The sequence below is a fragment of the Streptomyces sp. NPDC026575 genome (genome assembly GCF_055567415.1).
This window is the reverse complement of record NZ_JBVHQM010000012.1, coordinates 148,416-169,630: the sequence shown is the minus strand read 5'-3', so window position 1 is coordinate 169,630 and position 21,215 is coordinate 148,416. Positions and strand designations below refer to the sequence as shown.

Below are 21,215 nucleotides of genomic sequence, written 5' to 3'. Positions count from 1 at the left end.
GTCGAATTCCAGCCAGCGTGACGGCCGTCACGGAGCAAATGCGACATACCGCAAACGTTCCGGCAAATTGCCAGTCGGTGTGACCGAATCGATATCCGGTTCGAGCAACCCGCTGAGCGAACACCGATACCCCGCACCCGTTACCGATGAGGCTTTGCGGTCATACCGAGGCGCAGAGTCGACTATTGCGAACAAAATGCGACACAGCGCGAGGGGCGAAGCGGAGGCGCATTCTCCGGTTGGGGCGGGCGGTCGCCTCGCCGATGGCGTGATCCAGACGTCCAGAGGGCAGAACCGGGCAGGACCGGGCAGAGCCGGTCAGGGCGGCGGCGCAGGGCCGCGCCGGAAGCCGCGCCTTTGCGGAGGCCGTGCCCTATGCGGTGAGGCGGCCGCTGAGCGTGTGGACCGTGTGCGCCGCGTCGAGCGTCTCGGGGTCGCGGGCCCACTCCGGCAGGGACCCGGGCGAGGACGCCTCCGCCAGGGACGTGCGCAGGAGCGCGAAATCGGCCCGCGGCGGGCGGCCCGTACGCGCGAAGTCGTCCGTGTGGAGGGCGAGTTCGGCCTCCAGGGACGCGAGGGTGGCGAGGATCGGGCTGTGGGGAGCGGCCTTGGCCCGAAGGCGGTCGCGGAGGACGCCGACGGCCGCCGTCAGGTCGCGCAGGACCGTGCCGACGGTCGCGATGCCCGTGGTGCGCGACGCCCCGTGCTTGTGCGCGCCGCCCGCCGGCGCGGCCGGCTTGTCCCGTAGCAGGGCCCGTACACCGTCGGCCTCCGGGGCGCCGAACGCCTCGTAGACGCCGAGCGCGTCGCGCCAGTGCGCCTGGGCGCCCTGCTTGCGGCCGAGGGCGGTCTCGGCGTGCCCCAGCGCGGTCAGCGCATCGGCCCGCCACCGCTCACCACCGGGCACCAGCAGCCGCTTCGCGGCCTCCTGCCCCGCGGCCGCCGCCTCATTGGGCCGGATCAGCGCGGCCATCTCCTGGGCCATCCGGCAGCGGGTGCGACCCGCCCAGACGCGCTGGCGGTCCTCCTCGAAGAGCGGCAGCGCCTGGAACAGCGTACGGAGCGCCTCGGTGTGCCGGCCGGCCGACGACAGCGCCTCGGAGAGCGCGTACAGGCCGTGTGCCAGGCGCGGGGAGCCGTCGCCGTCGCGGCGGTGGATGTCCACGCTGCGCTCGGCGAACAGCAGCGCGTCCTGGCTGTTGCCGACCGCGGCCCACAGCCGCGCCAGGGCGGCGAGCACGACGGCCTCGCCGGCCTCGTCCTTGCGGTCGCGGCAGTGCACACAGGCCGTGGTGAGATACCGCCCCGCTTCGTCGTGCCGCCCCTGGTGGAGGGCGATGACACCGCGGAGGTACGGGGCACGGGCGCGGGTGAGGGCATCGCCGGAGCGGTCCGCCAGGCTTTGCGCGCGCCGCGCCTCGGGCTCGGCCTCGGCGACCTTGCCCAGGGCGAGGTATGCCTCGGCGAGCGCGACCCGCGCCCGGCCCTCCGCCTGGCCGTCGCCCTCCGCCGCCGCCCGCGCGGCCACGGTCCGCCCGGCCGTCTCGAACGCGGCGGAGCGCGCCCCGCAGTCCGCCGTCACCTGCGCCAGCAGCAGGAGGTCGGCGGCGGGCCGCAGGAGCGCCGGGGCGGCTGTCGCCGCCTGGCGGACGAGCGCGAGGAGGTGGGGTGTCTCGTCGGCCCAGGCGGCCAGCTGCCCGGCGCCGTCCTGCGCCTTCGGGAGGGACGGGGAGGCGGCGCGGGTCAGGCGGCTCAGCCACCGCTCGCCCGGATACCGCGTCTCGTGCAGCCGGCGGCCCATGGCCAGATACAGGTCCAGCAGCCGGGACAGCGCCTTGTCGCGCTGCTGCCTGGGCAGCTCGCGGTGGGCGATGCCCTCGGCGAAGGCGCGGAGCCGGCCGACGTGGCGGTAGCGGCCGCCGGAGGTCTTCTCCAGGGCGCCGATCGCCGTCAGCTCGTGCAGAGGCGCCCGCGCCCGCTCCGGTGTCGTGGCCAGCAGGGCGGCGACGGCCGGCAGCGTCAGCCCGTCGCCGGACGGTACGGCCAGCAGCACCAGGGCGCGCCGCGCGGGCGGGCCGAGCTGGGCGTCGAGCCACTGGAGCAGCAGATGCTCGGGCAGCGCGGTCTGGGCCTCGGTCGCCGGCAGCCTGGTCAGCGCGGTATCGCCGGTGAGCCCGTCGAGCCGCGGGCGGTGCCGGCCGGTGATCAGGACGGCGCCGGCCCAGGCGGACGGCTCCCGCAGGAGGGCGGCGAGCGCCTCGTCGTCGTCGAGCACGTCGTCCAGGACGAGCAGCACCCGCCGCCGGGCCAGCAGCGCGCGGCAGTGCGCCCAGCGCTCGGGGCCGGCCTCCCGCATGTCGATGAAGAGCGGCCCGTCGGGGAAGTGCCCGGCGACCTCGTGCGCGACCCGCAGCGCCAGCGCCGTCTTGCCCGCACCGGGCGGTCCGTGGACGGCCCAGCAGGGCTTGTCGGCGTCGTGGCTCCGCAGTGCGGCCGCCAGCTCGGCGATCTCCTCCGTCCGGCCGAAGAAGTGCTCGGGGACGGGCGGCAGGGCGGCGGAGTCGTCCTCGGCCAGGGGGTGGTACCGCCCGGCCAGGAGGTCGGCGCGCCAGCGCGCCAGGCGCTCGCGGGGCGCCTCGGCGAAGGCCACCGGGAGGCCGGCGAGCGGCTCGCCCTCCCACAGGGCCAGTGCGGCATCGCACAGGCGGCGCGCCTCGGCCGGATCCGCGGCGTCGCGGGCGTGGGCCACCAGCCGCTCGGCCAGATGCAGATCGAGCTCGACGACGGCCGCCCGGCCGTCGGGGTGGCGCAGCCCGTACCCCTCGTCGGCGTCGCCGACCACGAGGTCCCAGTCCAGCTGCCGGCCCAGCCGGGCGGCGTAGACGTCCAGCAGCTCACGGGCCTCCCGGGGCGGCGCCTCGCCCCAGAGGTCGCCGACCAGTTCGTCCGCCGTGGCCGCGTAGCCGGGCCGCAGCAGCAGGCAGGCCAGCAGCGCCCGGACCTCCGGGCCGGCCAGCGCGACCTCGCTCTCGCCCCGCCAGGCCCGCACCGGGCCGAGCACCCCGAAGCGCAGCGGCGGCCCGGCCACCGGGCGGCGCGGCCGGGGCGGTGGGTCGTCCGCGGTCACCACGGGGTGCTCCGGCACCGCCCCGCCCATCCGCTCCAGTACCGGGCTGGCGAGTACGGCGAAGGCCCGTGCCGACGCCCGCAGCCGCAGCTCGCCGTCCTCGTCGCCCATCAAGACCGGGAAGTCCGGCAGCCGTCCCAGATACGGCTCCAGGGACCGGCCGACCGCCTCGACGACCTCCACGGCCTGTTCGGTGCCGAGCCCGCTGAACAGCAGCTCCCGCACCCCGGGGCGGAAGTCGTAGACGGGCTGGACCAGTTGGCCCGGTGGTGCGCCCAGGGCGCGGTCCAGGGTCTGCGCGGCGGCCGTGTCCCTGACTTCGTCGGTGCGCTCCAGCAGGCCGCCGAGCAGGATCTCCGCGACATGGGTGGGGCCCGCGTCGCGCATCGTGGCGGCGCGGACCAGCTGCATCAGCGGGGTGGTCAGCGGGCGGACCGCGGAGAGGCGGACGGCGAGGCGGTATGCCTCGGGGGAGAACGCGCCGCGGAAGCGGGCCAGCAACTCCTCGGCGGTGCCGTGCGGTTCGGGCGGCGCGGTCGGCGACGGCGCCTCGGCCAGCAGCGCCGTCTCGATCAGATGCGGCACTCCGGGGCGGGTGAGCAGCCCGGCCCACTGCCCCAGCGCGGAGGCGGTCGGGTGCAGGACGGGCAGCGCGAGGAAGCCCTCCGCGTCCGGATCGGGCTCACCGCTCAGCGCGTCGCAGACGGTCAGCCGCCCTACGGGCTCGAACTCGCCGGGCGCGGCCAGGAGTCGGGGCCGGGCGTCCAGGGCGGTGCCGCGCCACAGCCGGCGGGGCAGCGGGTTGAGCACGGCCACCGGGCCGCCGCGGCTCCAGGCGGTCAGGGCGCGGACGGCCCGCGGACCGCGCCACCCGGGGTTCGTCCCGTCGGTGAGCAGGAAGGTCACCGACGCGCCCGCGGCCTGCCGGCGCGGCAGGGGGCCGCCGGGGTCCCGGGGGTCGACCGGATGGACCTGGACGGAGCGGAAGGCGGTACTCCGGGTGAGCAGCGCACGCAGCTCGGTGGCGAGCGAGCCCCATACCTGCATGGACGGCGAGCAGTCCACCAGCAGCACCGCCGACCAGCGCCGCTCCTGTTCCGGGCGGGCGACGACGTCCAGGAAGCCGGTCTCGGCGGCGAGGCGGACGGTGGCCTCGATGTCGGTGACGGTGCGGTGCGGGTGGTCCCGGAAGCGGCGCAGCGGGCGCAGCGACCGGCCCAGCTGCTGGGCGTCGGGCAGTGCGCGCTGACCGGGGACCCGGGCGGGGCGGGCGCGGTCCCCGCCCTGCGCGCCGCCCTGGCTTCCCATGGCGTACAGGGCGCGGCGGGGCGGACCGGAGGGGGCCGGGGGCTCGGCGGACTCGCAGGCGTCGGCGGGCCCGGCGGGATCGGCGGGCCCGTCGGCGTGGAGCGGCTCGTCGACGTGGAGCGGGTCGGCCGGCTCCGGGGGCGCGGCGGTCCCGGCGCGATCACCGGGGTCGACGGGCCCGGCGGCGGCCTCACCGGAGTGCGCGGGCTCGGCGTGCTCCCCCTCCCCCGGCGTCGCCGGCTCCCCCGGCTCCTCCGTCGTACGGGACGCCGCTCCGCCCTCCATCGCCCGTGCCAGCCACAGCACATCGAGGAGTTCGGTGGCCCCCAGGTCGTAGCCGGCGGCCGACATCGCCTGTCGCAAGGGGTCGATCATGGCGACATGGGCTCGTCGAGGCGGTGCAGGACGGCGGCGAGCAGCTCTTCCTTGCCGAGGTCGGCGCCGCTGATCCGCAGATGGACGGCGGCCAGCAGCTGGTCGGTGGCCAGGGTCTGGGTCTTGGCGCGCTGGTGGAAGACCTCGATGAGGTCCTCGGCGGCGGCCACCGCCGCCTCGCCCAGATTGTGCTCGATGATCTTCCGCAGCCGGTCGCCGGTCGGCTCCGGCAGGTCCAGCCGTACGCAGCGGCGCATGAACGCGGGCGGGAAGTCCCGTTCGCCGTTGCTGGTCATGATGACGATCGGGAAGTGCGCGCAGCGCACCACTCCGCGCTGGACCGCGACCCGCTCGCGGCTTCCGCTCAGCAGGACCTGCACCTCCTGCTGGTGCTCGGGCAGCCGGGCCAGCTCCGGGATCTCGAACTCGCCCTCCTCCAGGACGACGAGAAGGTCGTTGGGCAGGTCGATATCGGCCTTGTCGAGCTCGTCGACGAGCAGCACCCGGGGGCGGTCGGCGGCCAGCGCGCTGCCCAGCGGGCCCAGGCGCAGGTACTGGCCGATGTCGCCGGCCGCGGCGGCGTGCCGGGCCCTGGGGCGGCGGCCGGAGCCGCGGGGCGCCTCGCGCTCGCGGCGCAGCGATGCCTCGCGCAGCCGGCCCACGGCGTCGTAGCGGTAGAGGGCGTCCTGGAGCGTGGAGCGGCTGTTGACCGACCAGCGCAGTACGTCGCCCAGGCCCAGTTCGTCGGCGACGGCGCGGGCCAGCGAGCTCTTGCCGGCGCCGGGCCGGCCGGTGACGAGCAGCGGGCGGTGCAGATGCAGGGCGGCGTTGACGACGGAGATCTCGTTGCGCTCCAGGAGGTAGGGCGCCTGGGCCGCGGCGCCCCGGGTGGCCGGAAAGCGACGCCACGGGGGCGGGGCGGGCAGTTTGGAGGGGCCGCGGAAGACCCACCAGTCCTCCGGCTCCGGCACCAGGCCGTCGGGGGCGCCAGCTGCGCTTGATCCGGTCACCGCGGGTTCTCCTCGTTCGTGGCGTGCGTCCACGCACAGGCGTTCATGGTTGCGTCAACACCCAGGCGTCGGGGGCGAGTTGCGGGGGTCGGTGATCCGGGGCGTCGTACAGCAGGGACAGCCGGCGGCCGTGGTGGGCGGCGCTCTCGGGCTCGGCCATGGCCTTGGCCCGCTCCAGGCGCACCGCCTCGGGCACCTCGGTGTGGTCCATGCCGTCGACCAGGGCCAGCAGGTCCTGGGCGATGTGCTCGCCGTGTTCGACGCGGTGCCACAGCACGGTGTGCACACCCGCCTGGACGCACTGGCGCAGCAGCGTGCCGTGGTGGTGCGGTTCGCAGCACACGATCACCGTCCCGGCGTCGCGGTGCACCTCCAGCTGGGCGCGGGCGACCTTGCGGTCGGTGTGCCGGTGGTCGAGGACCAGGCGCTTGGCGTGCGGCAGGGCCGCGGTGCGCTGTTTCCAGCCCGCGTAGCTCTCCCGGGAGCGCTCGGTGGTGCGCACCACCACCCGGCGGGTGATGCCCGGCGCGAACGGTCCGTCCTCGTCGCTGTCGGGCGACTCCCAGGAGTCGACGTCGAGGCCGAGCCAGGCGGACGGCAGGAAGTACTCCACCAGAGCGGTCTCCGGGTCCTCCCTGACCTCGGTGCGCAGCACCCGGCGGATGTCGTCGACGACCTGCTCGCTGCCCGCCTCCGCGTCCCGGACCAGCGCGAGACGGTGCGGCTGGCCGTCGGCGAAGGTCCAGATCTGGTACGTGAAGCGGCGCCCCGTGGCGGTGGGCAGCAGCTCCACCTGGACGCGCGGCGGAGCGGCGGAGGGGCGTGCGCCGGGGGCCGAGGGGTCGGCCCCGGGGATGCGCGCCGGGGACCGGGTGGCCTCGACGTCGGCGCGGAACTGGCTGACCGCCGCCTCGTCCACCCCCGACCGGGCGGCCACCCGCTCGACCCAGGCGTCCAGGTCCTCGGCCGGATAGACCTCGCCGGCCGCGCGCTCCTCGACGCTGATCCGCACCACCGCCTGGAGCAGCGGCGGCACCGGCGCGCCGCTCGCGGAGCTGAAGCCCTCCAGCGCGTCCATGGTGTCGGCGAGGCCCGCCACGGCGGGGAGTTCCGGGGCGTGCGGGAGTACGCGTTCCAGCAGGGCGCGGGGGTCCGTGCGCGTGCAGTGGGCCAGCAGACCGGAGAGGTCGCGGCGCTGGCGGGTGGTCAGATACTCGCCGGGGCGGACCGTATGGGCGGCGCGGCGCAGCCGTTCCCAGTCCTCGCGGGCGCCGTAGTGGCCGGGGCGGCCATGGGGGTCGTACGGGGCGGAGTGGGCGGGGGGTTCGTAGTCCCGTACCAGGTCGAGGAGTTCGGGGATGCCGCGGCGGACGCCGACCGCGAGGCCGACGAGCCGTTCGAGGTCGGCCGCCGGGCCCGCGGAGGGCCTGCCGAGCCGGGCGGCGAGCCGCTGCTCGCAGGCCAGCACCGCCTCGCGTCCCTTGAGGACCCGCTCCAGGGCGGTGAGCAGCTGCTGGACGCCGCGGCGGGCGGTGGGCACCGCCGAGGGCGGCAGCGCGGGGAGTTCGGCCTCGATGGCGGGGACGCTGATCGCGTACATCGTCGCGGGCGGCGCCCCGGGGGCGGCGGATTCCGGGGAGCGGTGCACGGCCGCGACGAGGCCGACGACTGCCTGCCGCTCGCGGTCCCACAGCGGCCCGCCGCTGAACCCCTCGGTGACCTGGGCGCCGCCGAGCACGTCCAGCGCGATCCACGGCGGTGCGGAGACCCGCGGCACCGCCCGGAGCGTGGGCAGCGGATTGCCGCTGGCCCATAACGCGATGGTCTCGCCCGCGTAGTTGTGCTGCAGGAACGGGGCCGGCTCGGCGCCCTGGGGCGGGGCGGCCGCCAGCTCCAGTACGGCGAGGTCGCCGTGGTAGGGCAACCGCCCGGGCCGGACGGGGTCGTTGCCGGCCGCCCTGGCCCGCGGCGGCACCCACATCTCCGGCACCACCCGGGCGGTCAGGTCCGTGCCGGCCGCGACATGCGGCAGCCGGAGCGTGACGCTCTCGCTCCGGCCGGGGAGGTCCTGGGCGAAACGCTCTCTGCCCAGTGCGCTGTTGACGACATGGGCGCAGGTCAGGACGAGCCGCTCGGCGACCAGCACGCCCGCGCCGACGGCCTGGTCGCCGTGGCGTACTGAGGCGAAGGACAGCTGGAGCGGGGTGTCCGGACCCACGCCGGCGATCATGGTGTCGACCCGCCCGATCCGCCCGAGTCCCGGTCGAGGTTCCAGGTGGCGGAGACCGTGAAGCTCGCCTCGCCGTTGCCGGAGAACACGCCCAGGCGGAGATCGGATCCGAGGGTGACGCCGAACTCCACCGTGACCTCGTCCGGGCGGTGTTCGCCGCCGGCGATCGAGCGGTGGATCTGGCCGAGGACGCCGCCGAGCGGGCGCAGGGCCTCCTCCAGGACCTCCCCGCCGCGGGTCAGCGCACGGCCCATCCGGCTGTCCACGCTGACCGGCTGGGCGGAGCCGAACGCGTCGGGAAGCTCCAGCTCGCCGTCGTCGTCGCCGGTGTGCGCGGAGCGGCCCGCGCCCGAAGGGTCCTTCGCGGCCGGCTCGTCGGCCCGCAGCCACACGACGGTCCCGTCATCCAACTTCAGTGCCACGTCCCCCATGCCGCTCAGTCTGGCATGAGGCCCAGGGCCCACGCGCGCACTTTGCGTCACACTCCGCCCTTCGCCACCGGTAGCCGTCTGCGAAAAGGGGGTTCCAAAGGGGTCGGCACGGCACATGGCGGGCAGGCGCGTCGCGCCTACTCCGCGAGCAGGACCCTGGCCAACTGGCGCGACTGCGCCACCAGTCGGTCCTCGGAGTCCCAGACCTCCGCGTCCTCCTCCAGGAAGCCGCCCGCCATGTTGCGGGTGGTGATGGCGACCCGCAGCGGGCCGGGGGCCGGGCGCCGCCGGATGTGGCAGGTCAGCTCGACGGTGGGGACCCAGCCGGACAGGCCCATCTCGAAGGCGGTGGGCGGCAGCGCGTCGACGGTCAGCAGGAGGGAGAGCGGGTCGGGCTCGCGGCCGTCGGCGAGGCCGAACCAGGCGCGCATCTCGCCCCTGCCGGACGGGGCGCCGACGGCCCAGCCGGCGGTCGCCGGGTCCAGGCGGATGGCGAGCCGGTCGGCGATCGCGGTGCTGCCGGGGATGGCGGGGCGCTCGCCCGGGGCGCTGTCGGCCCCCAGGCAGTGCTCGTACGGCGGGATGGCGGGCGGCTTGGCGGTCGTGCGGACGTCGTCGGGCAGCGCGCCGAGGTCGCCGTACGAGGCCAGCACCCGCAGCCGCTCGACCTCGCTGCCGTCGTCGGCGAACTGCACGAGGGTGGCGGTGCCGGTCGACATCGTGCGGCCGGTGCGGACCACCTCGGTGCGGATGACGGCGGGGCCCGGGACGGAGGCGGTCAGGTAGTGCGCGGTGACCGTGAGCGGGTCGGGGTGCGGGAGGGCGTCGCCCAGGGCGCGGCCCATGAGGGCGAGGAGGTAACCGCCGTTGACCGCCTGGATGATCGTCCAGCCGGCGGAGAGGTGGGCGTCGTAGACGCCCGGGGCGCGGCGGGTGACCGCCGTGTCGCGGTCGAACTCACTGTTGCCAAGCGTCACCAGAGCCATGGGTTGCACGCTACACCGGATAGTTACCGACCGGTAGTGTCAGTTTTGACGACCGCGCCCGGAAGCCCTCCGTCCGGGCCTGCGATGATGCCGCCATGCTTCACGTGCTCTACCTGTTCGGCGTCGCGGCCTTCGCGGCGAGCGGCGTGCTGGCCGCCTACCGCGCCAACATGGACCCCTTCGGCGGCCTGGTGCTCGCCTTCGCCGCGTCCATCTCCGGCGGGACGCTGCGCGACCTCATCCTCAACCGGCAGCCGCTGTACTGGACGCACGACTGGGTACTGCTGACGGTGATCATCTGTGTCGGCGTCGGCACCATGATCTATCTGCGCTTCTGGACGCTGCCGCGCAAATCGCTGCTGGTCGTCGACGCGATCGGACTCTCCGTCGTCACGGTGATCGGCGCCCGCGCCGCAATCCAGGCGGGCGCCACCCCGCTCGCCGTGATCATCCTGGCCGTGCTGACCGGCGTCGCCGGCGAGGTCATCCGCGATGTGCTGTGCGGGGAGTTCCCCCCGCTGCTGCTGCGCGAGGACGTGTACGCGATCGCCGCGATGGCGGGCGCCTGCTGCCTCCTGCTGCTGCACCAGCTCGGCGTCGGCGCCACCCCCGCCGCGGCGGTCTCGGCGGGGCTGGTCTTCGCACTCCGGATGGGCGCGGTCTACCTGGGCCTGCACCTGCCGCGTCCCCAGCAGCTGCGCCCCAGGCCGGGCCAGAAGAACACCGACTGACCCGGCCCGCGGTGCCTACTTGCCGGGCAGCGCCGGCTTCTTGGCCGTGTACAGCCAGGTGTCGAAGAGATCGTCCAGCTGCTGCCCCGAGATCTTCTCGGCCAGCGCGATGAACTGCGAGATCTCCGCGTTGCCGTAGCGGTGCTGGCGCGTCCAGGTGGGCAGCAGGTTGAAGAACGCCTTGTCGCCGATCCGCTCGCGCAGCGCCTGCAGCGTCATCGCGCCCCGCTGGTAGACCGCGCCGTCGAACATCGTGTCCCGCTGCGGATCGCCGACCTTGATCTTCCAGAAGGGGTCGTCGGCAGGCCGCTTGCCGTATGCCTTCAGGAAGGAGTCATGGGCGCTGGCGCGGCCCTTGTGCTCCTCCCACAGCCACTGGGCATACGTGGCGAAGCCCTCGTTGAGCCAGATGTTGGGCCAGGTCTTGACCGACACCGAGTCGCCGAACCACTGGTGGGCCAGCTCGTGGACGATGGTGGACTCGTCGCGGACGGCCGAGTAGACGGGCTTGGACTGCACCTCCAGCGAGAAGCCCGCCTCGGGCATGTCGTCGACGATGGCGCCGGTCTCCTCGAAGGGGTACGGGCCGAAGACCTTCGACCAGTAGTCGGTGGCCTCGGCGGTGATGCCGTAGACGTCGACCTTGCCGGCGGGCAGGGTGGGGTCGGTGGCGACGTAGATGGGGGTGCCGCCGGGGGTGGTGCCGGTGCGGACGTCGAACTTCCCGATGGTGGCGGTGGCCAGGTACGTCGCCATCGGCTTGGTCTCGCGCCAGTGGGAGTACGAGCGGTCCCCCTTGACCCGCGACGAGACCAGACGGCCGTTGGAGACGCCGGTCAGCCCCTTGGGGGCGTCGATGCGGATGTCGTAGGTGGCCTTGTCGCTCGGGTGGTCGCTGGAGGGGAACCACGTCGAGGCGGCGTTGGGCTGGCAGGCGACGAAGACGCCGTCCTTGGTCTTCATCCAGCCGTAGTCGGAGCCGAACAGGATGGGGCCGCTGAGCGGCTTCGGTATGCCGCCGTAGGTCACCGTCACGGTGAACCGCTCGCCCTTGGGCAGGCGGGCGGCCGGGGTGACGGTGATCTCGTCCCCGGACCTGGTGAAGGCGGCCTTGCGCCCGTTCACCTTGATCGCGTCGACGGTGAGCTTGTGCAGATCGAGATCGAAGGTGCGCAGGCTCTGGGTGGCCTTGGCCTTGAGGGTGGTGCGGCCCTCCAGCAGGCCGCTCTGGGGGTCGTACTTGACGCCGAGGTCGTAATGCAGGGCGTCGTAGCCGCCGTTGCCCAGCTCGGGGAAGTACGGGTCGCCGACACCGGGGGCACCGCCCGACGCGCCGGGCGCGGCAGCCGAGACACCGGGCGCGGCGGCGAGGGTGGCGGCCGAGGCGACCGCGATGGACAGGGCGATCAGGCGGGGAGTGCGACGCACGGACCGGGAGAGTGCCATGGGCCGTCCTTTCGAACATGCGAATGAATGATCAATCGCGCCAACTCTGCACTCTCCCGGCCGGTTTCGCCGGGGATTTTTCCAAGCTCTCAGGTGTCACTGATCACTTGACGCCTTACCGGCCGCCCCGGCCGGCGCGTTCTCCGGGTGGTGGCAGGCGACTTGGTGCCCCGTCCGCAGCGCGACGAGCGGCGGCTCGGTGGTGGCGCACACCTCGGTCGCCTTCCAGCAGCGGGTACGGAACCGGCAGCCGGAGGGCGGGTTGATCGGCGAGGGCACGTCGCCCTTGAGCAGGATCCGGTCGCGCTGGGTGCGCCGCTTGGGGTCGGGCACCGGCACGGCGGACAGCAGCGCCTTGGTGTAGGGGTGCATCGGCGTCTCGTAGAGCCCCTTGCGGTCGGCCAGTTCCACGATCTTGCCGAGGTACATCACCGCGATCCGGTCCGAGACGTGCCGGATGACCGAGAGGTCGTGGGCGATGATGACGTAGGTCAGGCCCAGCTCCTCCTGGAGGTCGTCCATGAGGTTGACGACCTGCGCCTGGATCGACACGTCCAGCGCGGAGACCGGCTCGTCGGCGACGACCAGCTTGGGCTTGAGCGCGAGCGCGCGGGCGATGCCGATGCGCTGGCGCTGACCGCCGGAGAACTCGTGCGGATAGCGGTTGTAGTGCTCCGGGCTCAGGCCCACCAGCTCCAGCAGCCGCTGCACCTCCTTCTTCACCCCGCCCTCGGGCTCGACGCCCTGGAGGCGGAAGGGGGTGGAGACGATCCCGCCGATGGTGTGGCGGGGGTTCAGCGAGCCGTACGGGTCCTGGAAGATCATCTGTACGTCGCGGCGCATCGGGCGCAGCCTGCCCGGCGACAGATGGGTGATGTCCGTGCCCTGGAACTCGATCGAGCCGCCGGTCGGCTCGTCGAGCCGGGTGATCAGCCGGCCCATCGTCGACTTGCCGCAGCCGGACTCGCCGACCACGCCGAGCGTCTCGCCCGGACGTACGTCGAAGTCGATGCCGTCGACCGCCTGCACCGCCCCGACCTGCCGCTTGAGCAGGCCCTTGGTGATCGGGAAGTGCCGCACCAGCCCGCGGACCCTGAGCAGCGGCTCGGCCGCGGCGGAGCCCTCCGCGGTCCCGGCCGGGGCCTCGGTCCCCTTCTGGAGCGGGATCTTGTTGTTCTGGTCGTCAGTCGTCTCGGTCACAGCTTCGGCGCAATCTCTTCGGTCCAGATACGCTCCCGCTCCTCCGGCGCCATGTGGCAGGCGGAGAAGTGCCCGCCGCCGGCCTCGCGCAGTTCGGGGCGGACCGTACGGGTGAGGTTGTCCTTGGGCACGTCCGCGTACGGGCAGCGGGGGTTGAAGGCACAGCCGGACGGCACGTTGATCAGGCTGGGCGGGGAACCCTTGACCGGGATCAGCCGCTCGGTCTGGTCGCGGTCGATGCGCGGCATGGAGCCGAGCAGGCCCCAGGTGTAGGGGTGCTGCGGCTCGTAGAAGACCTTCTCGGCCGGGCCGCGCTCGACGCACCGCCCGCCGTACATCACCAGCAGATCGTCGGCCAGCTCGGCGACCACTCCGAGGTCGTGGGTGATGATGATGACCGCCGAGCCGAACTCCTTCTGCAGATCGCGGATCAAATCCAGGATCTGCGCCTGGACGGTGACGTCCAGGGCGGTGGTCGGCTCGTCCGCGATCAGCAGCTCGGGGTTGTTGACCAGCGCCATCGCGATCATGGCGCGCTGGCGCATACCGCCGGAGAACTGGTGCGGATGGTCGTCCACGCGCTTGTCGGGCTGCGGGATGCCGACCCGGTCGAGCATCTCGATCGCCCGCTTGCGCGCGGTCTTCTTGTCGACGTCGTTGTGGACCCGGTATGCCTCCATGATCTGCTTGCCGACCGAGTAGAAGGGGTGCAGCGCGGACAGCGGATCCTGGAAGATCATCGCCATCTCGCGGCCGCGCAGCCGGCGCACCTCCTCGGGGTCGGCGGAGACCAGCTCCTTGCCGTCCAGCCAGATCTCGCCGGACATCCGCACCCTGTTGCGCTGCTGGCGCGAGGCGCGGTGCAGGCCCATCACGGCGAGCGAGGTCACCGACTTGCCGGAGCCGGACTCGCCGACGATGCCGAGCGTCTTGCCCTTCTCCAGGCTGAAGGTCAGCCCGTCGACGGACTTCACCAGGCCGTCGTCGGTGGGGAAGTGGACCTTGAGGTCCCGCACCTGGAGGAAGGCCGCCGGCCGCGCTCCCGGCTCGGTGGCGGCCGCGGCGGGCTCGGCCGCGGCGCTCTGGGGCTTCTCTACGGTCTTGTCCTCGGAGGAGTCGGTCACGAGAGCCTCACCCGCGGGTCGACGGCGGCGTACAGAACGTCCACCACCAAGTTGCATATGACGATGAAGAACGCGGCGAGCAGGGTGACGCCGAGGATGTTCGGCAGGTCGTTGGCGTTGATCGCCTCGACCGCGAAGGCGCCGACTCCCTTGAGCGAGAAGACCTGTTCGGTGATGAGCGCACCACCGAGCAGCAGGCCCAGGTCCATGCCGAAGACCGTGATGATCGGGGTGAGCGCGGCCCGCAGACCGTGCCGGACGACCACCTTGCGCTCGCGCAGGCCCTTGGCGCGGGCCGTACGGATGTAGTCCTCGCTCAGCGTCTCCAGCATGCCGGCCCGGGTGAGGCGGGCGTAGAGCGCGGAGTAGAGGAAGGCCAGGGTGACCCAGGGCAGGACCAGGGTCCGGGCCCACAGGAACGGGTCCTCCAGCAGCGGTACGTAGTCGCTGCGTTCGAAGATCGGCCACTGGTAGGTGAACAGGGCCAGCGCCAGCGCGCCGGTGAAGAACATCGGGAGGGAGACGCCGGCCAGCGCGACGCCCATCGCCATCCGGTCGAAGAACGAGCCGGGGCGCAGCGCGGAGAGCACGCCGGTGGCGACACCGGAGACGACCCACAGCACGGCCGCGCCGGCGGCCAGCGAGAGCGTCACCGGGAGCCGGGACTGGATCTCCGGCCACACCTCGATATGGGTCTTGAAGGAGTAGCCGAAGCACGGCACATGGCACTTGGCCGCTTCCGGACCGAACTTGTAGTCGACGCCGACGAAGATGCCCTTGAGGAAGTCCCAGTACTGCTCGTACACCGGCTTGTCCAGGCCGAGGTTCTTCTTGACCGCGGCGATGTCCGCGGGCGTGGGGGCCTTTCCGATGTACTGCTGGGCAAGCTGGTCGGTGCTCTGCCCGGCCAGTTTCGGCAGCAGGAAGAAGATGCCGAAAGTGACCGCGCTGACGATCAGCAGCAGGATCACTGCGCTGATCAACCTGCGGATGATGTACGAGAACACGGGGATGCGGCGTCGGCGCCGCGGGCCGGCCGCAACCGGCCCGCGGACACCAATGCCTTCACCTGCCTTCCAGGGCTGCTACTTCTTGACGCCGATGTTGAGGTAGTCGTACTGACCGCTGAAGGCCGAGGTGGACACCAGGTTGGTGGCCTTGGGCGAGCGGTACATCAGGACCTTGAAGTAGGTGAGCGGGACCATCGCCGCCTGCTCCATCGTCTTCTTGTCGATCTCGGCGTACGCCTTCTCGCGGGCCGCCTTGTCGGTGTTGGCGATGGCGGAGTCGAGCAGCTTGTTGATCTCCGGGTCGTCCAGCTGGGACAGGTTGGTGTTACCGGACTTGCTGATCGCCTTGCCGTTGAGGATCTGCTGCAGGTAGCCGTAGCCGGTCGGGAAGTCCGAGCCCCACTGCATCATGATCAGGCCGACGTTGTTCTTCTTGTTGAACTCCGGCACACCGGCGTAGTCCGAGAAGTACTTGCTGGTCGGGTACGACTGGATCTTGGCCGTGACGCCGATCTTCTTCAGCGACTCGATGACCGAGGTGGCCGCGTCGACCTCGTCCTGGCGGTCGTTGCGGGCCAGGATCGTGGTGCTGGTCTTGCCGGCGCCGCACTTGTCCCAGTGCTTCTTGGCCTCGGTCAGGTCCAGCTTGTCGCCGTTGTACTTCTGCGGGTACAGGTCGTACTTCTGGTAGCCGTCGATGTCGGTCGGCAGGACCGTGGAGGCCAGCTCACCGCGGATCGGGCCGCCGAGCGAGGTCTGCACGGCCTTCTTGTCGATCGCGTACTCGACGGCCTTGCGGCACTCCAGGTTGTCGAACGGCTTCACCTTGGTGTTGATCGCCGTGTAGACCAGGCGCTGGCCGAGCGCGTTGTCGGTGTTGGCCTTCTCCTTGGGGTCCGTCAGGAGCTGGGCCTGCGTCTGGCCGTCCACACCGCGGCCGGCCAGGTCGACCAGGGTGTTGCCGGACTGGAGGTCCTTGTCGATGGTCGACTGGGCGACCTTCAGCTTCAGGACGATCTTGTCGGGCAGCTGCTTGCGCAGCTTGTCGGTCGCCGCCGACCACTGCGGGTTGCGCACGAGGGTGAGCTGCTTGCCCTCCTCGTAGCTCTGGAACTTGTACGAGCCGGTGGACAGCACGGACTTGGTGTAGTCCGCGCCCTTGTCCTTGGCCTGCGGGACCGGAGCCGTCTGCGGGGCGCTGACCAGGTAGTCGAACTCGGCGAACGGCTTCTTGAGGTGGAAGACGATCGTGTGGTCGTCCGGGGTCTCGATGGACTTGAGCCCTTCCTTGCTCTTGTCCTTGTAGGGCCCCTTGTAGCCGCCCTCGTTGTCCTTGAGGAACTGCTGGAAGTAGTTCGGGCCCAGCGAGAGGGTGTCGCGCGCGAAGTTGGAGCGCTCGACCGCGTACTTGACGTCCTGCGCGGTGACCGCGGAGCCGTCCTCGTACTTCACGCCCTTGCGGATCTTGTACGTCCAGGTCCTGCCGCCGTCGCTGGGCTTGCCCATCTCCTCGGCGAGGTCCGGGACCAGCTCGTTGCCCTTCGTGCCGGGGCCCGGCTTGAAGGTGGTCAGCGGGCGCGCGTAGAGCCGGCTGAAGTTGTAGATGAAGGCGTAGTAGGTGTTGCCCGGGTCGAACGACTCCGGGGCGTCGCTCATCGCGTAGTCGACCGTGCCGCCCTTCGCGTCCGAGGCGTTGACCACGCCCTTGGTGGCCGCGTTCGCCTCGGAGGAGCCGTCCGAGGAGCCCTTGCCTCCGCTGCAGCCGGCCAGCAAAAGGCCCGCACTGGTGATGGCCGCTATCGCCGCGACCGGAACTGACCTTCGCATGATGGTCCGTGTCCCCTTCGTTCGTCGAGAAACTTCACACTCAAAAACTTCACTGGCGGTGGAGATTGGTGGGCGCCGGCGCCCGGCGGAGCCGTCAGCGGCTGCGCGGGTCCAGCGCGTCCCTCAGGCCGTCACCGAGCAGGTTGAACGCGAGCACGGTGACGAAGATCGCGAGGCCGGGGACGATCATGTACTGGGGGTCGACCTCGTAGTACTTGACGGCCTGGTTGAGCATGCCGCCCCAGGACGCCTGGGGCGGCTGGATGCCGACGCCCAGGAAGCTCAGGGCCGCCTCGAAGAGGATGTTGGAGGGGATCAGCAGCGTCGAGTAGACGATGATCGGACCCACCAGGTTGGGCAGCAGCTCCCGGAAGAGAATGAAAGGCCCGCGCGCACCCATACCGCGGGCGGCGTCCACGAATTCGCGCTCGCGCAGCGACAGTGTCTGCGCGCGCACGATCCGCCCCATATACGGCCAGTTGAAGAAGCCGATCACGAAGATCAGCACCGAGATATGCAGCGGCAGGCCCTCCAGGCCGAAGGCGCCGCCCTGCAGCGAGGCGGAGATCGCAATGGCGAACAGCAGCAGCGGGAAGGCCAGGAAGACGTCCATCATCCGGCTGATGAAGGCGTCCACCCGCCCGCGGTAGAAGCCGGCGACCACACCCAGCACGGTGCCGATGGCGACCGACAGCAGCGTCGCGCCGAACGCCACGATCAGCGACACCCAGGAGCCCTCCAGGATCCGGGCGAGCAGATCGCGGCCGAACTTCGGGTCCACACCGAGCGGGTGGTCCCCGCTCATCCCGCCGAACTCCCCCTTGGGGAGCGTGGTGTTGGGGTCGATCAGCGACTGGTTGGGGGAGTTGGGGTCCAGGCCGAGCAGCGCCTGGAGGGGGCGGGAGAGCGCGGCGATGACGACGAGCAGGATGACAACGATGGCACCCGCCACCGCGACCTTGTCCCGCCTGAAGCGCAGCCATGCGATCTGGCCGAGCGAGCGCCCTTCGATGCGCTTGCCCTCCACGCCTTTCAGCACCGCTTCCGGCTGCGCCTCGGCAGCCGCCCCGGTGGTCTCGATCGGTGCGGTCACGGTGACCTTGACCCCTCTCGGCCGACGGTTCGGCCGGCCCCTGCCCGCCGCAAGAGCGGCCTGATTCACATCACTGGTGCAATTCGGTGCAAGTACTGCGGGTATCGCGGAAGTTCAGACAGTGGAACTCGGAGATTTCACGCGACGCCGTACGCGATGACGCTCGATGACGCTCGCACAAAGGGCCGAGGCCCTCGGTGTTTTCCGGAGTCTTCATCCCCTTCGCGATCAGTCACCAGCCCTGACCGGGAAAGGATGCGCAACTGTGATGTGCTCCACGGCATTCCGTTATACGGACTCACGGTCGAGCTGAGCGGAGTGAATATCCACAAAAGAGGGCCCCAACCGTGGGGAATACGGGGCGAATTCACCCCGGAATAGACGCCTCGGCGACACGCTCCGTCACCGGAGGGTGTCGCCGAGGGGTGGTGCGATCCGGACAGCCGGCGGGCGGGTCAGTAAGGGCGCGGGTAGCCGTAGCCGTACGAGGGCGCGGGGGCCGGCTGGCCCTGCGGCTGGGCGTAGCCGTCGCGGTCGAAAAAGGGGCGCGCGCTGGCCCGCATCCACATCGCGACCGGGTCGTAGTCGTCGTTCATCGCGACCGTGGAGACCGGCAAACCGTCCGGAACCGCGCCGATCGACTGCTGGATCATCAACCGGGCCGAATCCACCGCTTGTTGGCCGGTGTCGTACAGATCCAGCCCGACCGCCAGATACGGGGCGCCGAGCGCGGGCTGCACCCAGGCCCGGCGCAACGACCGCACGGCGGGGGTGCGATGGGCGTTCTGGGCCAGCAGGGCGTAGAACTGCGGGATGTCGATGACCGGCTCGGAGATCCGCAGCGGTCCGGCCGGCAGCCGGTCGAGGCCGCCGGCGATGCGGCGCAGGTCCAGCCAGGGGATGCCGACACCGCCACCGGGGGCGTGCGGGTTCAGCCACAGGCCCCAGCGGTCCGGGAAGAGCGCGCCGGCGATCTCCAGCCCGCCGACGACCTCGTGGTCGCGATTCCAGCCGGAGGCGGCGAGTTCGGGCGCCGAGGTCACGCACGGCGCATAGCCGAGGCCGTCGACCTCCATGTTCCCGTACTGCGCGTCGGGGGAGCCGGCCCGGCCGTGCCACAGCAGCATCCAGACCTGGCCCGCGGCGAGCGCCTGGAGCAGCGCCTCATAGGCGTCGTAACGGCCGGGCGAGACCTGCTGGAGCAGCTGCTCCAGCGCTCCGGCCGCCGGCGGCCCCTGATGCGCACCCGCGCTCACGTGGTCCGTCCCTTCATCTCGGCAGGGCACGTGTGGGTGCGCCCGCGCGTCATCCAACCAGCTTACGAGTGGTCGCGAGAGTAGAAGGGCCGCACGCGCTCCAGCATCCGGTCGGCGACCGGGTCGCCGTGGGCGAGATCGAGCATCACCAGCTGCACCGGCCAGGGCACCGGGACCGCGCCGAGCGCACGTCCCAGGGCCATCAGGACCGTCTCGCGGGCGGTGCCGTCGTGCAGCGCGGCGGGGTCCACCGCGATCTGAACACCGACGAACAGTGTGGGCGTGTCGCCCTCGACACTAGCCAGGACACGCCGGGCAGTCAGGACAATTCCGGCACCGGAGAACTCCAGTCCGGCGGCGGCCAGGAAGTCCACCGGCTCCTCCTGCCAGTCCGGCTCGAAGAGCCGCACCCGCCCGCCGCTCGGCAGCCCCTCGGCCTCATGGCGCCCCAGCCGGCACAGCTGGGCCACGGCGGGCGGCGGCAGCGGCACACCGACCACACCGTCCGGATTGACCGCGATCCCGATCTGCGGCGGCAGCCCGCGGGCGAACTCCACGGCCGGCGCGACGGTGAAGGACATATGCGAGCCGACCACCCGCAGGAACTCCTGCTCGGAGCTGTAGACCGGGACATGGGCCAGCCCGCCGATCTCGACGGTGGGCAGGTCCAGGCCGCGGGCGCCCAAGCCCGCGCTCTCCGGGCCGCCGCCGTTGGGCAGCGGCACCCACACCCGGCTGCGGCCCAGGACCTCGACGATCCGGCCGCCGGCGCCGGGATGCCCGACCGACGCGGCGAGCACCTCTTCGAGCTCGTTCGCCGGCCACGCCAGCTGCGGTATCCCCTGCTCCGGAAGACTCATCTGTTCCCACCCGTTCCGACCACGCACATCGGCCCACGACACTAGACGAGAAAGGCCGGAGACAGTTCATACGGGGGCGGGGTACGGCACACCCGGAAGCGGCAGTCCGCTCAGTGGAAACCGACCGTCTTCAGTGCGCTCGCCGCCCGCCGGTCCAGCAGCACCACCGAGCTGAACCCCTTCGGCGGCCCGGCCGCCTCCGCCGCGCCGACCAGCCGGCCCACCGCCCTGCGGTGCCGCGCGAAGGCGTACCCCGACACCCCGCGCCCGCGCGCCTCCTGGCCGGACCGCGCCACCTCCGGCGGCACGTCGAGCAGCACCAGATGCAGCCCGCGCCCGCCGCGCGCCGCCGACCGGGCGACCCAGCGCCGCACCCATGCCAGCGTCCCGCAGTCGTGCACCACCACGCTGTCGCCCGACCGCAGCGCCCGACCCAGCGCCAGATAGTGCGCGGCCCGCACCAGCGGGCGGTACAGGCCGTACGGCAGCCGGCGCAGCCTGCCGCGCGCCCAGCGCTCGCGGACGTCCTGCGAGTCGATGCGGTGCACCACGAGGCCGCGGCCGTCCGACGGCGGCACCACCCGATGCATCAGGGTGCTCTTGCCGCTGCCCGGCAGCCCGGAGACCACGACCAGGTCACCGGCGGCGAACCGCAGCTCGGCGGTGCCGCGGGCCCGTCTGCGGCCGCGCAGGTCCCGCACCCGCGCACCGCTCCCCGGCCGGACGACGGCCCGCCCCGCGCGCCGGGCCGGGGGCGCGGCGGCGGACGCCGCCACCGGCGCACCCGGGGGCACGGCCCCTGAAGTGGCCGCGAATGCCGCTTCCCTCTGCACCGTGATCGCCCTCCCCGTCCAGTTCCGGTCCGAGTCCGTCCCTTACCCGCAGAGTGTCAAGAAAAGGTAATGGCCATCAAGGCGATTGTCCGATCTGTCGGCGTGGCGGGCCCGGTCCTGGACGGGGCGGCGACCAGGGCTCCTCGATCCGGCGATCCCGTGTAATGATGTGGCCGCCACGTGCACGGCTCAGCTCATCCGTGCACCGCCAACTCCATACCGGCCGCTTGAATCCGCGCGGGAGAGTCCCCGGCCGCCATGGCGGGGCGCCGAAGGAGCAAGTCCTCCCTTGAATCTCTCAGGCCCCCTATACCGCGCGGGCGAGGCAGATCTGAAAAGCGAGCCACTGCCCGGTCCACGGGGCGGCT

Annotated in this window: 15 protein-coding genes and 1 riboswitch; of the genes, 1 reads left to right on the top strand and 14 read right to left on the bottom strand. The window is 72.3% G+C overall.

Annotated features, from left to right (window positions below):
- Positions 1–373: 373 nt before the first annotated feature.
- The 5 genes from ACZ4NB_RS18940 to ACZ4NB_RS18920 form a co-directional block, all read right to left on the bottom strand.
- Positions 374–4,810: an SAV_2336 N-terminal domain-related protein gene (locus ACZ4NB_RS18940; protein WP_467662875.1), complete on the bottom strand. Its 4,437-nt coding sequence runs from the start codon at positions 4,808–4,810 to the stop codon at positions 374–376.
- Positions 4,807–5,820, bottom strand: coding sequence for an AAA family ATPase (locus tag ACZ4NB_RS18935; RefSeq protein WP_467662873.1), 1,014 nt, complete (start codon positions 5,818–5,820; stop codon positions 4,807–4,809). The genes ACZ4NB_RS18940 and ACZ4NB_RS18935 overlap by 4 nt, the downstream gene beginning before the upstream one ends.
- A gap of 43 nt (positions 5,821–5,863) precedes the next feature.
- Positions 5,864–8,038, bottom strand: coding sequence for a VMAP-C domain-containing protein (locus ACZ4NB_RS18930; protein WP_467662871.1), 2,175 nt, complete (start codon positions 8,036–8,038; stop codon positions 5,864–5,866).
- A gap of 8 nt (positions 8,039–8,046) precedes the next feature.
- Positions 8,047–8,481: a CU044_2847 family protein gene (locus ACZ4NB_RS18925; protein ID WP_467662869.1), complete on the bottom strand. Its 435-nt coding sequence runs from the start codon at positions 8,479–8,481 to the stop codon at positions 8,047–8,049.
- Positions 8,482–8,618: 137 nt separating this feature from the next.
- A complete protein-coding gene (locus tag ACZ4NB_RS18920; RefSeq protein ID WP_467662867.1) occupies positions 8,619–9,467 on the bottom strand; it encodes a thioesterase family protein in 849 nt (282 codons plus the stop codon).
- A 95-nt stretch (positions 9,468–9,562) separates the two neighbouring features.
- On the opposite strand from ACZ4NB_RS18920, the gene ACZ4NB_RS18915 reads away from it, so the two are divergent.
- Positions 9,563–10,198 (top strand): trimeric intracellular cation channel family protein, encoded by a 636-nt coding sequence (locus tag ACZ4NB_RS18915; RefSeq protein WP_467662865.1) that lies wholly within the window; start codon positions 9,563–9,565, stop codon positions 10,196–10,198.
- 15 nt (positions 10,199–10,213) lie between these two features.
- Here the strand turns inward: ACZ4NB_RS18915 and ACZ4NB_RS18910 are convergent, their stop codons facing one another.
- The 9 genes from ACZ4NB_RS18910 to ACZ4NB_RS18870 all read right to left on the bottom strand — a co-directional run bounded on the left by ACZ4NB_RS18910 (position 10,214) and on the right by ACZ4NB_RS18870 (position 20,853).
- The gene (locus tag ACZ4NB_RS18910) at positions 10,214–11,644 is read right to left on the bottom strand and encodes a M1 family metallopeptidase (RefSeq protein ID WP_467662863.1); all 1,431 of its coding nucleotides are present in this window, start codon (positions 11,642–11,644) and stop codon (positions 10,214–10,216) included.
- A 96-nt stretch (positions 11,645–11,740) separates the two neighbouring features.
- Entirely contained in the window at positions 11,741–12,844 is a 1,104-nt protein-coding gene (locus ACZ4NB_RS18905; protein ID WP_467662861.1) for an ABC transporter ATP-binding protein, read from the bottom strand.
- On the bottom strand, positions 12,841–13,968 hold the full coding sequence (locus ACZ4NB_RS18900) for an ABC transporter ATP-binding protein (protein WP_467662859.1): 1,128 nt from the start codon (positions 13,966–13,968) through the stop codon (positions 12,841–12,843). Before ACZ4NB_RS18900 ends, ACZ4NB_RS18905 begins: the two co-directional genes overlap by 4 nt.
- The gene (locus tag ACZ4NB_RS18895; protein ID WP_384431879.1) at positions 13,965–14,975 is read right to left on the bottom strand and encodes an ABC transporter permease; all 1,011 of its coding nucleotides are present in this window, start codon (positions 14,973–14,975) and stop codon (positions 13,965–13,967) included. Before ACZ4NB_RS18895 ends, ACZ4NB_RS18900 begins: the two co-directional genes overlap by 4 nt.
- A gap of 78 nt (positions 14,976–15,053) precedes the next feature.
- Positions 15,054–16,805, bottom strand: coding sequence for an ABC transporter substrate-binding protein (locus tag ACZ4NB_RS18890; RefSeq protein WP_467662857.1), 1,752 nt, complete (start codon positions 16,803–16,805; stop codon positions 15,054–15,056).
- A 94-nt stretch (positions 16,806–16,899) separates the two neighbouring features.
- Positions 16,900–17,898: an ABC transporter permease gene (locus ACZ4NB_RS18885; RefSeq protein ID WP_467662855.1), complete on the bottom strand. Its 999-nt coding sequence runs from the start codon at positions 17,896–17,898 to the stop codon at positions 16,900–16,902.
- 455 nt (positions 17,899–18,353) lie between these two features.
- Positions 18,354–19,154, bottom strand: a complete 801-nt coding sequence (locus ACZ4NB_RS18880; protein ID WP_467662853.1) for an enhanced serine sensitivity protein SseB C-terminal domain-containing protein — start codon at positions 19,152–19,154, stop codon at positions 18,354–18,356.
- 62 nt (positions 19,155–19,216) lie between these two features.
- Positions 19,217–20,014, bottom strand: coding sequence for an enhanced serine sensitivity protein SseB (locus ACZ4NB_RS18875; RefSeq protein ID WP_467662851.1), 798 nt, complete (start codon positions 20,012–20,014; stop codon positions 19,217–19,219).
- Positions 20,015–20,124: 110 nt separating this feature from the next.
- Positions 20,125–20,853, bottom strand: a complete 729-nt coding sequence (locus ACZ4NB_RS18870) for an AAA family ATPase (RefSeq protein ID WP_467662985.1) — start codon at positions 20,851–20,853, stop codon at positions 20,125–20,127.
- Between the two features lie 222 nt (positions 20,854–21,075).
- A riboswitch (glycine riboswitch) is annotated at positions 21,076–21,172 on the top strand.
- Positions 21,173–21,215: the final 43 nt, after the last annotated feature.

Coding starts and splice junctions, on each gene's coding strand:
- ACZ4NB_RS18890 (WP_467662857.1), bottom strand. CDS start 16,805: ATGCGAAGGTCAGTTCCGGTCGCGGCGATAGCGGCCATCACCAGTGCG.
- ACZ4NB_RS18875 (WP_467662851.1), bottom strand. CDS start 20,014: ATGAGTCTTCCGGAGCAGGGGATACCGCAGCTGGCGTGGCCGGCGAAC.
- ACZ4NB_RS18910 (WP_467662863.1), bottom strand. CDS start 11,644: ATGGCACTCTCCCGGTCCGTGCGTCGCACTCCCCGCCTGATCGCCCTG.
- ACZ4NB_RS18940 (WP_467662875.1), bottom strand. CDS start 4,810: ATGATCGACCCCTTGCGACAGGCGATGTCGGCCGCCGGCTACGACCTG.
- ACZ4NB_RS18920 (WP_467662867.1), bottom strand. CDS start 9,467: ATGGCTCTGGTGACGCTTGGCAACAGTGAGTTCGACCGCGACACGGCG.
- ACZ4NB_RS18925 (WP_467662869.1), bottom strand. CDS start 8,481: ATGGGGGACGTGGCACTGAAGTTGGATGACGGGACCGTCGTGTGGCTG.
- ACZ4NB_RS18915 (WP_467662865.1), top strand. CDS start 9,563: ATGCTTCACGTGCTCTACCTGTTCGGCGTCGCGGCCTTCGCGGCGAGC.